The organism is Paenibacillus sp. FSL K6-0108, from assembly GCF_045040695.1.
Taxonomy (GTDB): Bacteria; Bacillota; Bacilli; order Paenibacillales; family Paenibacillaceae; genus Paenibacillus; species Paenibacillus pabuli_B.
In genome coordinates, this window is the sequence record NZ_CP150288.1 from 3533812 (window position 1) to 3548031 (window position 14220).

A 14220-nucleotide genomic window follows, 5' to 3' on the forward strand; every position below is an offset into this window, starting at 1 on the left:
TATAGGTTAAAGGGCATTATCATCATTCTTCAATATAAGCTGAAATCTGTTCCGAAAGCTTGTTGAGTGCTTCTAAGCGCAAGCTGTAAGAGGTCGTTTTCTGGTTATAATGCACGATGACAAGCCCCGCTGCCCTCAATGAAATCAGGTGGTAGTGTACTGTGCTCTTAGAGAGTTTAACCTCACTTACGATCTCAGTGAATGTTAACTGCTTTCCTGCCAACAGGCGGAGGATGTATAATCTGGTTTCGTCGGACAATGCTCGTGTTAGACGCAACAACCGATGTTCAGGTCGACCCGTTGCTGGCGGGAGAATATCGGCAGAGTAACTGGTAAAAATCACTTCATCAAAGATGGCTGAGGTGACAAAGGGACGAGCATGATATTGAGGGATTAGAATCACTTGTTTGAGCAGAGGGGTAGGGTATAGACGCATACCTTCCGTTGCTTCCTCATAGACCTCAAGATCATTGGTTCCGTTCAGACTGGACCGTCTGGTTTCAGCTTCTAAGGCAAGGCCTTCGATAATCGCCGAATCGATTTGACTGAAATAGTGGGCATCCCATTCACGCAGTGCTTCGGATGTCCGACTGCGCAGTTCCGGGAGATTAGAGGGAACGGACAACTTCACGTTAGCAGCGATGTCATATAGCTGGCCTGTGGTTAGGTCTTCAAGCCAATCCAAAAAACCACTCACTGAGCGCTCTCCAGGACAACTCCAAATATAAGGTGCAAGGCTAAAATCGCCTACAAGTTTCATCGTCTCCCGCATTTGTTGCAGTTTGGCAGGTGCGAACCGATCTTGTACTTCTCTGACCCATAGTTTTCCAGCATCCAGAGCATTATGATTCTGTTTGCTCATGAAAACCGTCAGGCTGCTTACACATTCATAAATAGGCGCGAAATCAACTTCCACTTTGTAGTTCATAGCTCCAATTTCCTCTCGTCTTCCTTGTTCTATATTTATAGAACAACTAATTTGTTTTATTGTATACGAACAATTAAAGGTTTGCAACAAAAATGCCCAAAGAGTCACTTATTCTCTTCAACGAAAAAAGACGTTCCACGGGTGGCGAGCACCTGAAGAAACGTCTTTATGATTTATACTTACAGCCAAATGAGCAGATGGGGTTTTAAATAGCTGATTAATACTCTCCAAAGTATATTGAAATTTTTAATCTTGGATGAGTGCTGCTATCTGATCTTTCACATTTACATTATTTAATCCCCCGTGATAACAAACGACAGATGTAATGTCGAGATATGAATACTTTTTCAACGAAAGCTTTGCTGCAGTTATATCCGGTGTAGTCGGGGTGTGAATTCCCCCAAGCATACCGTCTACACTGTACATGGAGTCCCCGGCAATGAGCGTTTTACTTTCCTTCAAATAAAGACTGATATGACCGGGTGTGTGCCCAGGTGTGTGAATAACGCGAATCCCGCCGCAAAACGGCAGTTCTTGACCGTCTATTAAAGTATGGTTTACTGTGCCCTTCGGCGGATTTTCCAGCTGACCATCTTTGATCAGAGGCAGTTCCCCTTGGATGTACGGCATATCCAGTTCGTGTGCATATACTTTAATAGCGTTGCCACGTGTCTGCAAAATCTCCGGAAGATTCCCTATATGATCCACATCCTGATGGGTCAAAATCACCGCATTTAGTTGGTCTATCGAAACGCCAGCCTGCTCTATTGCCACACGTAAATCCTCAAATTGACCTGGAAAACCAGTGTCTATTAGAATAGTCATTTCATGATCCTTTACAAGAATAGGGTGGATCACATTCCCGTGATAGTCCAGATGGAGCATTTCGACTCCCTTTGAAATTTCCATAATATTCGTCCTCCGTAGAAAGAAATTGATAAGTAAAGTATCTCTTTGTAAACGAATCAAGTTCCTAAAAAGATATGGGATAGAAAAAAGGGAAGGGGAGGATATAACTTCTTAAAAAAAGTGTTAAGATGACATTTTGAGATATAGACAGTTCCTTCAAAAATAAAATTAATGGTAAAATAAAAAAAGGAGGGGAGATCATTTAGCTTATACAGCTACAATAATTTGAGCAAAAAACTGAATTCAAAATGGTAAACTTTTATTATTGAGTAAATACACAGATGGTATAGAAATGTTGGAGGTGCAAGGTCATATTGAAGAAATTAATCTTGGCAACACTATTATTCTTAACGAGTTACGTATTATTCTTATCAAATTCAACGGAAGCTTCAACAACAGTTAAAACCGCTGTACATACCTATAAAGGTCAACCGTATGTTCAAATTAGTGGTGGAAATGCAATAGTTATAAAAAAAATAAATGATACTTTAAAGGAACATACAGTAGAAGTAGCTAATGGCAATAAGGCACTCCAACAGAATAATAGTGTAGCTTGGTACAAAACGAGCGTGAAAACAACGTACAATAATAATAAAATATTATCTGTAGCTTACACAGATGGACTCAATTACAGCGATGATAATATAGGAACCTATGTATCCATTATTTATAATTTTGATCTTGCAACAGGTGACCGAATTACATTATACGATGTAGTAGATTCTGATCAAAAAAAGGCCAATCTTATGTCTATTTTATCTCATAACCTTCAGCTCAAGTATAATAAGGGAATTACAATTTATGAAAAGAGTATATATGATATTCCAATAAACTCTTCCACACCATTTTATTACTACGATAATGGTATAATTATTCGATTTTATCCCTCTCAAGTTGCAGAATTGTCAGAGGGATTCATAGATATAAAGGTTCCATTCTCACAGCTAAATGAAGAAATAAATAGATTGGAGCCTCTTAGCACTTATTTAGATTATCTCCAAAACAATGTGACTGATTATGTTGATACTGAGATCGAATATTTTAATGGATACAGTATAAGGAATAGTTATCAACTCTTAAATGGTGAAGTATGGAAGCAAGTTGAGCCGAATTTTTTTAGCCTGCAATCCTATTCGTTGTATCCGAAAGTACGCATATATAAAGATAAAACACGCTATTATATGTGGGTTGAGGGTACAGATGACGCAGTAGAAGTTGAGAGGATTATATAATTTCCAAGCATAGCATTTATTTTCTCAGCCGCCCTTCTGGGCGGCTTTTTACATATTTGATTTCTTGTAGGTACAAGTCGATTTCTAGAAGGAAAGCAGACATAAATCTAAACTTATTAGAGATTAATCTATAGTTTATCAGGTTTTTATGTAACCGCTATCATTCTATAATTTAGTCAGAAAGGAGGTTAAAGGAAAAAGGTGTCAATTGTTAAGAGAACTTCAACCGAGAATGAGACGAAAGTAGTAGTTAGGACAAATACAATCATATTGGGAGGTATAATATGTTTAAATTTGGCAAAAAAATGTTGACGGTCGTGTTGGCAGCTTCCATGAGTTTTGGCGTGTTTGCAGCAACCTCAAGTGCAGCGACAGATTATTGGCAGAATTGGACCGATGGCGGCGGTACGGTTAATGCTGTGAATGGATCGGGCGGAAATTACAGTGTGACATGGCAAAATACGGGGAACTTTGTTGTTGGTAAAGGCTGGAATGTTGGATCTCCAAACCGGACAATTAACTATAATGCTGGGGTTTGGTCTCCATCCGGCAATGGCTATTTGACACTCTACGGGTGGACAAGAAATGCACTTATTGAATATTACGTTGTAGATAGTTGGGGCACATACCGACCAACCGGAACGTTTAAAGGTACTGTCAACAGTGATGGAGGAACCTATGACATCTATACAACGATGCGATACAATGCACCTTCCATTGACGGTACACAAACCTTTGCCCAGTACTGGAGCGTAAGACAGTCGAAGAGAGCGACCGGGGTTAACTCCGCTATTACGTTCAGTAACCATGTGAACGCATGGGCAAGCAAAGGAATGAATCTGGGTAGCAGTTGGTCTTACCAGGTGTTAGCGACAGAAGGATATCAAAGCAGCGGAAGTTCCAACGTAACGGTGTGGTAAGTAATCCATGGTAAGCAACCCCACGGTGACCCGTTTAACGTAAGTAAATCAGATTCTTATACATTAGGGACAGGCTCAATGCCTTTTTCCTCAGTTCTACCATCAGTCCGGATATGTTGAAGGCCGTTTTCAGTCAGACAAATGGCCTTCGATGTTGCCGGATGAGAATGGCAGTCATCATAGCCACTTATTTTCCCATTAGTTTAAAGGAGATCGTTCAATGAGAAAGCTGTTGATGTTCTTTTTAATAGCAACAATGCTAGTGATCAGTGCTTGTTCGCAGGATAAACCCGAACCGAAGGATAACCTTGTATTCGTGCAAGGTGGATCGTTTAAGAACAACAAGTCCAATTTCGCTGGTAGAAATGTGACCCTGTCGAACTTTTATATCGGAAAATATGAGGTAACGCAAAAAGAGTGGGAAGATATCATGGGAAATAACCCCTCTGGATTCAAAGGAGATCAATTACCCGTAGAAATGGTGAGTTGGTATGACGCGGTAGAATATTGCAATCAAAGAAGCATAAAAGAGGGCTTAAAGCCGCATTACAACATCAATAAGGATACCCAAGACCTGAAAAATAAGAATGATAACGATAATATAAAATGGACAGTAACGATTAATGAGGGAACTAACGGTTACCGACTGCCTACAGAAGCGGAATGGGAATATGCCGCAAGCGGAGGTCAGGAGAGCAAGAATTACACATACAGCGGCAGCAACAACGCCGATGAAGTCGCATGGTATTGGAAGAACGCCGGGGACAAAATCTTAACTGGAGACTGGAACTGGCCTGCCATAGAGAGCAACAAAAACAAAACCAAATCGATTGGTACCCAACAGCCCAACGAGCTTGGTATCTACGATATGTCTGGCAATGTAAGAGAATGGTGCTGGGACTGGTACAGCGATGCTGAGAGTCAAATTGCTTCCTTTCGGGTCGTAAAAGGCGGAGGCTGGATCGGCGGTGTTAACAATAACGAGATCGCTTTTCGAGGGAAATTCGATGCAAATGGCTTTGGTCCCGACCAGGGTTTTCGTATTGTTCGCGGAGAATAGTCGAAACAATCAAAGTACCCTAACTATTGTAGCAGGCCCAGGCTTATACGTTGCAAATTCAATCGTTGAATATAAAGAGATGCCCACGCTAATGTAGATTAGCCAGGACATCTCTTTTTTGAAATGCTTGTATTTCATTCAAAATGCACAGGATCGGAAACGTGATGCATTGCCGTACAATTTGAACCTTTATTTTGCAGGATCAAAAAGTATCCTACGACACAAAAATGATCGGATCATACAAAAAAGTGCGTACTATTCAACGATCATGGCACCTGATAGTCTAACATTCGAAGGGCAAATTGAATTGCCGTTCAATATAAAAATCTTACTGAAGGGGTGGGAAAAATGCCAGCATATCAGCTTCACTTGAAAGATAAACGGATCGTATGGGGAAATGAAATAGATGTTGAGTCTCTCATTGGCGCATATTCACAGGACTCGATTAGAACAGGCGAGAATGCGGCTTTGGATTGGAAATTGCCTGACGGCATATATAGAGCAAAAGAGGTCGTCATCGAGCTGGATAAACTGCTTGAGGCGATACTGGTTCAGCTGGGTGAACCGATAGACGGTAATCCTTCAGTGTTATTGGACAGCCTTCAAGCCAATTTGGCAATCTCCGGTGATCTTTCATCATTACCGCTTGGATCTTTGGCTTTGAAGGATAAAGCAGGTGTTGAAATTACGGCACAGGCTGCACGCATTGGTGAACAATTGGTTCTCTGGGCACGCGAGATTAATTCTGAAAAGAGGGCACTGGCGAAATATGGACCTGAAACTCTTGGACAGCTGGAATTTAGAAGTCATTGCTACGGTCATACCCTGATACCGGAAGCTATTGCTCAGGTTTGGGGTCCCGATGGGGGACCAAAAGTTATGCAGTTATATAATGAATACTTGCACCAATTTGTATTGCTGCGGGATGCATTACTTCCCTTTGCCAATTGGGAACAAGTACCGTTTGAAGTCAAAGAACACACGCAATACAAAGGATTACGTTTTCTGGAGCCTGCCCGTAAGATCTTTTTAACTCAATTGCTCGGGAAGGAATTAACGCACAAGGCGATTGTTAAATATGCACAGAGTGTGCTTAGCTCGGGTTTGACCTCTGCAGGTTACGGCTTTCAATATTCTTTGGGAACTGTGTTGCCAGCTGGCTTGGGTGAGTCGGCTGGAACGGCTGCGCGTTATCTTTTGAAATGGCATCCGGTACAAACCATTGAGACCGAAGAGACACAAGATATAGTCGCCATCTCATTCGAATATGAATATGACGATTATTATGCTGCACCACGAAATGAAGCAGGAACGGGCATACCTGGCAGCAAGGATTACCTTCACATTTCAGAAGACCATAGTGAGCTTCCATCCATCGCAAGACTGCTTCCGAATACAGGGTCAGATCGAACAACCGTGCGTTTCAGTGTGGAGAGAGAAGGTCATGCATCATCTAGTGTAGAATCTAGTGTAGAATCTAGTGTGGACCTCGGTCAGCTCTTCAGGGGACATCGATTTTCATATCGGCCTGAAAAGAACAACCATTCCAAGGATTCTGCTGTGAAGCGAACATCGACCAGCATTCATCAGGTAGCAGACATTCTATCGCATTCCGGATTGGTGACAAATACGGATAATGGAGTCCATGTCATACCAACAGGCGGAAATGAACTTGTACAGTGGTCTTTGTTAGGCAAGCTGTATCCCGAAAATGTGGTGTTATTGGCTAAAGGAGATCAAGAGGAGCTGGAAACAGCTTTGGTTTCCGGAAAGGGGTATGGAACGCAATTTCTGGTGTTGTAATGCCTTAAACCATTCGTGACAGATGATATGACGGCGGCAGCGCAATCGTACAGAGCTGCTGCCGTCTAATTACGACTACTTTAATTTACATTAACGATGTCACGACGAGAGTCATCATTGTCGCAGGATACTTCGTCGGGAAATTTCTCGATATAGGTCGTGCCAAATTTGCACAACATCTGTAGCATGGGGGCCAGTTCCTCACCCAGATCGGACAAATAATATTCTACTTTTGCTGGTGCAACCGGATAGACCTTGCGAATAATGAGACCGTCGCTTTCAAGCATTCTGAGCTGCATTGTAATCATGCGTTGGGTTGCGTCAGGAAGAAGTCGCTGTAGCTCATTAAACCGAACGGGACCTTTGGTTAAGTGATTAAGTATAGAGATTTTCCATTTTCCGCTGAGTAGGCTCATAACAATTTCCGAGGTACAGCGATACGTTTTATTTCTAAAGTTAATCATTCTCGAGCACACCTCTTTCCCTTTGATTTTGTACTCCCCACTCACATAAGCCTTCCAGAACGGGCAATAACGTTTCCGCTTTATCTGTCAGACTGTACTCCACTTTGGGAGGGACTTGAGGATATTCTTTCCGTTCGACCATACCATCTGCTTCCAATTCTTTTAGTTGTGAACTCAATGTTTTAAATGTAATTGCTCCAATTTGTCTTTTCAGTTCATTAAAGCGTACCGGTTGGTTCTCTGCCAAAAGATAAATGATGACCATCTTCCATTTACCGCCAATGACAGACAGAGTGTAGCCAAAAGGTGTATCTTGAATATGTTTAACCTTACCTTGGTATTCAGCCATGCTCATATTTATGCTATCCTTTCGGGTAGTACCTGTCATAATAGTGCGTACTACTTTTTGATTTGCGTTCAGTTTATACTAACCTTACTTTGAAGTAAAGGAGAGATAAACATGAATCAAAAAACGATACGTCTGTTAATGCCACAATGGCAAGGGGGGAATAACCCAAACTACTCTTTTGGTGCGGAACTGCTTGCCTGGCTGGCTCCTGACAATGATCAACCATTGATTCAAGTTCCTGTACAAGCATATGATGGAACGCCACTGGAAAACGAGAACGGAGTAAATGGGAGAAAACAGCTCATTGAACAACTGGAAGCAGCCCAGCATATTATTCATGCGCACAAGCCTGACCGTATTATCATGTTTGGTGGAGACTGCCTGGTCGAACAAGCCCCGTTTGCTTATTTAAACGAAAGGTATCATGGAGAACTAGGCTTGATTTGGATTGATGCACACAGTGATTTGGTAGGTTACGTGGGTTATGATAACGGACATACGCTACCTCTGGGCAATCTTTTGGGAGAAGGGGATGAAGAGTTTGCAAAACATGTGAAAATCCCTCTTAAGCCTGAAAATGTTTTTATTGCGGGGCTGGCAACACCTACTGAACAGGAAAGCAAAGACATTTCAGAAGCGTTTGAACGATTCGGTATCACTACGGCAGAATCTGATACAGAAATGATTCAAAGACTAGGTATCAAAACAGCCGGAGCCGAAGAATTAACGAAAAGTACAGCATCCATAAAAGAGTGGATTAAAAAAAGCGGCATTAAGCATCTGGCTATTCACCTTGATCTGGATGTGCTGGATCCTAAGGCATTTCGTTCGTTATTATTTGCGAATCCTGAAGGGCCCTACACCTTTTCTCCTGCGGGAAGCTTGCAAATTCCTCAGCTCCTTCAGCTGCTCAAGGAACTATCAGAGGAAACAGATGTCGTTGGATTGGGCATAACCGAGCATATGCCGTGGGATGCAATTAACTTGAAGAATCTGCTGAGGGAAATACCGATTTTAAATAAATAATATAGTTTAATATACTCGTCAACCCAATTGTTATATTAGAGTGATAGGATAACCCCAAAATACACTAAACACTTTATCATTGTGTGAAGTGTATTTTTTGTGACTGCACGTGAAAAAAACCTTAAATAACATTTGGGTGCTGAGGATTTGATGCTATGGCTGGGGATCTGAGGTACTTTGTAAGACACCATTGGTCATTCACCTACATACATTATCTCAGGACAAATGACTATTGAAGTCAGTCATGGAGGTATTTAATCTTATGTCAATTAATCATCCTTTGAATACAACACATCCTTATTGGATCGAGAACGTGGGCGGGAGAGAAAGGGAAGCTATGACTCCTCATCCTGTAGTTGTGGAGGTTAGGCAAGTTGCATCCAATCAGATTGTAGTGACCTATGATCAGCCAGCAGATTTAGCATCCGCAACAAACATATCGAACTATTGGATAAGAAGTAATATGGCTAGTCCATCTGATATAGCCAGTGTAGGAATGGGAGAAGCCATCACGAAAGATAATTCGATTCGTGCTGATCGGGGGATGATAACTCCTATTAATAATTCTAGAACGAGATTTGTTATAACCTTCAACGTTAACGCGACTATGGGAGTGCTTTATATTTTGCTTCCATGCTTTGTTAATTTGGAGGGGAGATCCGGATTTACTGGTGGAAATTGGGGACCGTTCAGCAGAAATATGTTTATTGGGTTGTAGTAAACCGTTGGATATGGCATAAACACAAAAAGTCGCCAGAAATGGCGACTTCTTTTATCAACAGCGTAACACGACCTGTGCAACGGACTTATTAACCTTTTTTGCAATGGATACTAACACTTCATTCTGGAACAGATCATTTCTTCCTTCAGCAAAAAGTGCCTAGGATTGAATCTGAATATGATTTTCTTTCATAAATGCAGCACTCATGATTTGTTGATTAAGTTTAATGGCTCGACCAAAATAGATTTTGACCTTCAAGTAAAAGGGATGTCCCATAAGTCATGAATATGACAGGGACATCCCTTGTTCGTGTTATTTTGTTTTAATGAACCTGAGACACGCTATTTGCTCCCATTTGCCCAGATTTGAGGTCTAACGAATTAAAGAGACGTTATTTCGTCGATTTGATCAATTTTTCAGGTTTTGACAACGTTTTATAACGAATTAGCGTTACTGAGGTTCGTTAAATCTTGCAAGCGTTGATGATCCGCCTTTTAAGGTGCGGTAGGTTCGTTAGCGCTTGGAGCGAGGAAGAATTCCTTTTGAGATAGCCCTTTGCATCTCCCTCTACAACTCCCCTTTCCCAGCTTTCCAAGCGGATCAAAAGAACTAAGCTTTCTTTTATAACTTGACCCAGGCCACCAGTCCGTCGGGTTGATCCGGGTTAATGCCATTTCGTTCAGCATTAGCCAAAGCTGCGATTTGCGGGATGAAAATAAAAGGAATACCCTGCACCGCTGTATCAAGTGGACGATCAGTCGTGATCTCAAGGTCAAAGAACTCCTGTGGAATACTCTGCGCCCGATCCGCAAACGTAATAATGGTGGCTCCGCGCTCCTTAATATCTCTCATCAAATTGCGCTGATGCTCAATACCTCTGTCCGACAAGGCAGCGATTACTAACGTGTCCGAACCCACGGTGACCATCGGCCCGTGCCGAACGTCAAGAAGGTGGTATGCGTGGGCTTGCGTCTTGGCAATCTCAGTCAGAGCGATGGCACCCTCGGCTGCCAGTCCTTGTAGTTCACCGTCTGCAAGCAGGACCGCGTTCGTCCAGTTGAAGTCGGAGACACGGCGGATGCTGTCCTCTACACGTTCCATGTAGGCTTCGCCTTGATGTATCGCCTCCTGCATGTCGATAATCAGGTCCTCATCTCCAGCAAGAAATGCAGCGAGAAGGAGATTGGCTGCGTACAGATTAGTTACTGTGCGGGTCTGGCAGACGCTATGGTCAAAAGCCCAGGGCAGTTCCAGAGGGAAATCGGCGCTTTTAGATAACGGCGAGTCCGTTACACAAGAAATCGTTAATAAAGGAATACGTTGATCAGACTGGAGTAAACGCAGCGCTTCAACCACTTCACTTGTGCTGCCAGAACGAGACGGCGCTATGATCAGACTACCCTCAAGCATGGGACGATAGCGGTCAGCATGGAGCATGAGATCACCTGCGGCAAGTGATATTGCAGGCAGGCCAGTACGCAAACGGAAGGAAAAAGCGGCCGCTTCGCTCAAGCAATAGCTGGATCCGGCGCCCACAAAGGTAACGGAGGTAATCGCTTGAGCTTGGACAAAGGCAGTAAACTCTGTGCGTTTGGCCAGTAAATAATTGTAAGTCTGCTGCAAGGCCTTATATTGTTCTTTTACTTCACGATACGTCAAACTCATAAAAATACCTCCCGGAAATGATTTAGATTGATAACTTCAGTTTGTGATCTTTTCAATCAAATGTATAGTTTAATGATTGTTATAATCATAATTATGCCTGCATATCCGTCTAAATTGCAATAGTTTTCCAAAATAATGATTGATTTAATCAAATAAAAAGATTATTATGATCACAGGCTAGAAATTATCAAATGTTTCCCAATCTCATCTGACCCGTGAAGGGAGGTGCAGGATCGATTAAATCGTCGCCATATACCTGATAGAGGGTTGTTGATTTAATTTAAATCCTTTAAGCAAGGAGCGACGAAACCTTTTAAGGGGGAATGGATATGCCACTGATCTCGTCCACTGAAATGCTGCAAACAGCTCGAAGGGACCAATACGCCATCGCTGCATTTAACGTACATACCTTGGAGATGCTTCAGGCTGTCGTTGAAGCGGCTGTGGAAACCGAATCACCGCTGATTATTCAAACCACGGTGGGCACAGTCAATCATTTGGGTCCGGATTATATTGCCCATGCGGCTAAAACCGCAGCCGACTTGACGGATATCCCCATCGCACTTCATTTGGATCACTGCACTGATTTTTCGACAATTATCCGATGCATTCGAGCAGGCTATACCTCCGTTATGATTGATGCATCCATGTACCCTTTTGAAGAAAACGTGAACCTAACCCGCAAAGTGATGGAAGTTGCCCAGGCATCTGGCGTGAACGTGGAAGCGGAGCTTGGCAAGGTCGGCGGCGTTGAGGATGATATTGTCGTGGAAGAGCAGCATGCGTCTCTGGCTGATCCCGAAGATTGCGTTCAGTTTGTTGAACGTACAGGCGTAACTACCCTCGCTCCCGCAATCGGAACCGCGCACGGTATTTACAAAGGACAGCCGAACATTGATTTTGAACGAATTGAAACCATTGCGAATCGTGTATCGGTTCCTTTGGTGCTGCACGGTGGTTCAGGCATTCCAGCCGAACAAATTCATCGGGCGGTCGCGCTTGGCATGTCCAAGGTAAACATAGCCACAGAGCTGCGTATTGCGTTTTCCGAAGCCATCAAAGATGTATTTGTGATTCATCCAGAAGAGAATGATCCACGTAAATACATGGCTCCGGCAAAGGAAGCCGTTAAACGGCTTGCCATGGATAAAATACGTTTATGCGGAAGCACTGGCAAAGCCGGCGTAGTCCGATGATTGCCACAGTCACACTTCATGCGGCCATTGACCGGACGTTATACGTTGACAAGTTTGGCGTTGGCCAAGTGCATCGGGTGAACCGAGAGGTTAATGAGCCGGGCGGCAAAGGCAATAATGTAGCCAAAGTGATTCGGCAGCTTGGCGGTCAAGTCACGGCAACAGGCATCATTGCCGGTAATAACGGTGGATTTATTGAGAACAGTCTGACTGAGCGTGGGATACGCACTTCTTTTATTCACTCAGCGGGAGAATCTCGAGTCTGCCTTAACATTCTGGACGATTCCAGCAGGAGCTCTACTGAGCTGCTTGGGCTGGGACCAACCATGTTAGAAGCCGAAGTTGAAGCGATGAAGAATAAAGTACAGGAGCTTGCCATCCAGTCCAGTGTGGTCGTCATGTCTGGAAGTTTACCCCCAGGCGCACCGAACACATTGTACGCAGAACTGATTCGCATTGTCCGTTCAGCAGGCGCGCGAGCTTTTCTGGATACAGGTGGAACAAGTTTCAGCGTTGGGTTGAGTGCAATGCCTCATTTCGTGAAGCCGAATGAGCAGGAGCTGGCCGAATGGTTGGGGCATGTGCCAAGAGACGTAAACGAATGGGCTCGTGCAGCGCGCAGGTTGGCGGATCAAGGCATTGACGAGGTGTGCATAACACTCGGCAGTAACGGTGCTCTGGCTATATTAAACGGAAAAGCATATATGGCGAAGCCACCATTCATTCAGCCTGTGAACACGGTAGGTTGCGGGGACGCCTTTGTTGCCGGCATGGCATATGCAGGAGAGCGCGGCGATTCGGCCGAATCCAGACTGCGTACGGCTGTCGCAGCTGCTGCTGCGAATGCAATGTCTTCCAAAGCAGGTGACATCGACTATGTTCTCTTTGAGGAGTACGAACATCAGGTGCAAATTATACCTTTATGATGATTGAAGGTTTGGAAAATCAGCTTCATATCCCTCATGAATAACCGTTAGAGAGATGCTTTTCTTATGGGATGCAGTTCACGTCGACATATTGCAATCCATCCTTTCATCCTACACAATAGAGCTAGCACGGGCTGAAGTTAACGGATTTCTTGAAAGCCCAGACATATTAAAGGAGAGAATTATGCAATATTCAAAGGGTGAATTGCGCAGAGCACAAACATTGGAACTGATTAAATCGCACGGAAAAATATCGCTGCAAGAGATTGTCCAAACGGTTGGCTGCTCGGAAGCAACTGCAAGAAGAGATTTGGACGCACTTGAAAAAGCGGGCGAGATTATTCGAACAAATGGGGGAGCCATTTATGAAGGGAGCCTGACGTCGACGGTATCGGAGCTGCCTTTTGCAGCAAAACGCGATTTCCGACGGATGGATAAGGAACGCATCGCCGCCACGGCCGCAGCCCTTGTTAAAGAGGGGGACATTATCTGCCTGACGGGAGGAACAACGACGTTCTTTATTGCGAAAGCACTCAAAAAGCACCGTAATATTACGATTGTCACCAACGCGGTGAATATTGCTTATGAATTGGCTGATGCCGAAGATATTCAGGTCGTCGTGATTGGCGGCGTTATGCGGTCGAAAAGCTACGAGTTATGCGGTCCGCTGGCAGAAAGTGTGATCGACAAAATTAACATTACGAAAATGTTTCTCGGGGTGGACGGAGTAACGCAAAATTTCGGCTTTACGATGCATTCCGAGCTTGAAGCTCGTATTGCCCAATTAACAATGGAACGTTCCAGCGAAGTTTATGCTGTATTCGATCAAAGCAAGATTGAGAAAAGTGCTTTGTTTACGATTGCTCCCTTAACACAGGTGACAGGGGTAATTACGAATAAACAGCCGGAGGGATGGTTTGAGCAGGCGTGCCGGGAGCATCAGATTGCAATACATACAACGACAGACTCCATTGCTTCTATATAAATACGCGTAAAACTCAAACGCCCTTCCCTCCATATG

At 43.6% G+C, this 14220-nt stretch carries 14 protein-coding genes and 1 pseudogene; 9 read left to right on the plus strand and 6 right to left on the minus strand.

Features of this window, described 5'->3' with window-relative positions; genetic code table 11:
* Window positions 1-22: 22 nt before the first annotated feature.
* Both MHB49_RS16085 and MHB49_RS16090 read right to left on the minus strand, forming a co-directional pair.
* Window positions 23-928 carry a helix-turn-helix transcriptional regulator gene (locus MHB49_RS16085; RefSeq protein ID WP_111621392.1) on the minus strand — a complete coding sequence of 302 codons (906 nt, stop codon included), beginning with the start codon at window positions 926-928 and terminating at the stop codon, window positions 23-25.
* A 246-nt stretch (window positions 929-1174) separates the two neighbouring features.
* Entirely contained in the window at window positions 1175-1837 is a 663-nt protein-coding gene (locus MHB49_RS16090) for an MBL fold metallo-hydrolase (RefSeq protein WP_405156851.1), read from the minus strand.
* A 314-nt stretch (window positions 1838-2151) separates the two neighbouring features.
* Here MHB49_RS16090 and MHB49_RS16095 point away from each other — a divergent pair, with 314 nt between their 5' ends.
* The 4 genes from MHB49_RS16095 (at window position 2152) to MHB49_RS16110 (ending at window position 6852) form a co-directional block, all read left to right on the plus strand.
* Entirely contained in the window at window positions 2152-3069 is a 918-nt protein-coding gene (locus MHB49_RS16095) for a hypothetical protein (protein WP_405156852.1), read from the plus strand.
* A gap of 284 nt (window positions 3070-3353) precedes the next feature.
* Entirely contained in the window at window positions 3354-3989 is a 636-nt protein-coding gene (locus MHB49_RS16100) for a glycoside hydrolase family 11 protein (protein ID WP_405156853.1), read from the plus strand.
* Window positions 3990-4209: 220 nt separating this feature from the next.
* Window positions 4210-5049 (plus strand): formylglycine-generating enzyme family protein, encoded by an 840-nt coding sequence (locus MHB49_RS16105; protein WP_405156854.1) that lies wholly within the window; start codon window positions 4210-4212, stop codon window positions 5047-5049.
* A 348-nt stretch (window positions 5050-5397) separates the two neighbouring features.
* Complete coding sequence (locus MHB49_RS16110) at window positions 5398-6852, plus strand: hypothetical protein (RefSeq protein WP_405156855.1); 1455 nt, start codon at window positions 5398-5400, stop codon at window positions 6850-6852.
* A gap of 80 nt (window positions 6853-6932) precedes the next feature.
* Here MHB49_RS16110 and MHB49_RS16115 read toward each other — a convergent pair whose 3' ends face one another.
* Window positions 6933-7316, minus strand: coding sequence for a helix-turn-helix domain-containing protein (locus MHB49_RS16115; protein ID WP_247902833.1), 384 nt, complete (start codon window positions 7314-7316; stop codon window positions 6933-6935).
* Window positions 7309-7671, minus strand: coding sequence for a winged helix-turn-helix transcriptional regulator (locus MHB49_RS16120; protein WP_405156856.1), 363 nt, complete (start codon window positions 7669-7671; stop codon window positions 7309-7311). Before MHB49_RS16120 ends, MHB49_RS16115 begins: the two co-directional genes overlap by 8 nt.
* A 105-nt stretch (window positions 7672-7776) precedes the next feature.
* On the opposite strand from MHB49_RS16120, the gene MHB49_RS16125 reads away from it, so the two are divergent.
* Together MHB49_RS16125 and MHB49_RS16130 are read left to right on the plus strand one after the other, a co-directional pair.
* Window positions 7777-8691: an arginase family protein gene (locus MHB49_RS16125; protein ID WP_405156857.1), complete on the plus strand. Its 915-nt coding sequence runs from the start codon at window positions 7777-7779 to the stop codon at window positions 8689-8691.
* Between the two features lie 262 nt (window positions 8692-8953).
* On the plus strand, window positions 8954-9409 hold the full coding sequence (locus MHB49_RS16130; protein WP_405156858.1) for a hypothetical protein: 456 nt from the start codon (window positions 8954-8956) through the stop codon (window positions 9407-9409).
* Window positions 9410-9472: 63 nt separating this feature from the next.
* Here MHB49_RS16130 and MHB49_RS16135 read toward each other — a convergent pair.
* Both MHB49_RS16135 and MHB49_RS16140 read right to left on the minus strand, forming a co-directional pair.
* Window positions 9473-9631: pseudogene (locus tag MHB49_RS16135) on the minus strand (aldo/keto reductase); the annotation flags it as partial.
* A 402-nt stretch (window positions 9632-10033) separates the two neighbouring features.
* On the minus strand, window positions 10034-11077 hold the full coding sequence (locus MHB49_RS16140) for an SIS domain-containing protein (protein WP_405156859.1): 1044 nt from the start codon (window positions 11075-11077) through the stop codon (window positions 10034-10036).
* A gap of 329 nt (window positions 11078-11406) precedes the next feature.
* Here MHB49_RS16140 and fba point away from each other — a divergent pair, with 329 nt between their 5' ends.
* From fba to MHB49_RS16155, 3 genes are all read left to right on the plus strand, one after another.
* Window positions 11407-12273 carry a class II fructose-1,6-bisphosphate aldolase gene (fba, locus tag MHB49_RS16145; protein WP_405156860.1) on the plus strand — a complete coding sequence of 289 codons (867 nt, stop codon included), beginning with the start codon at window positions 11407-11409 and terminating at the stop codon, window positions 12271-12273.
* Window positions 12270-13199 carry a 1-phosphofructokinase family hexose kinase gene (locus tag MHB49_RS16150; protein WP_405156861.1) on the plus strand — a complete coding sequence of 310 codons (930 nt, stop codon included), beginning with the start codon at window positions 12270-12272 and terminating at the stop codon, window positions 13197-13199. Before fba ends, MHB49_RS16150 begins: the two co-directional genes overlap by 4 nt.
* A 184-nt stretch (window positions 13200-13383) precedes the next feature.
* Window positions 13384-14184, plus strand: coding sequence for a DeoR/GlpR family DNA-binding transcription regulator (locus MHB49_RS16155; protein ID WP_405156862.1), 801 nt, complete (start codon window positions 13384-13386; stop codon window positions 14182-14184).
* Window positions 14185-14220 lie beyond the last annotated feature (36 nt).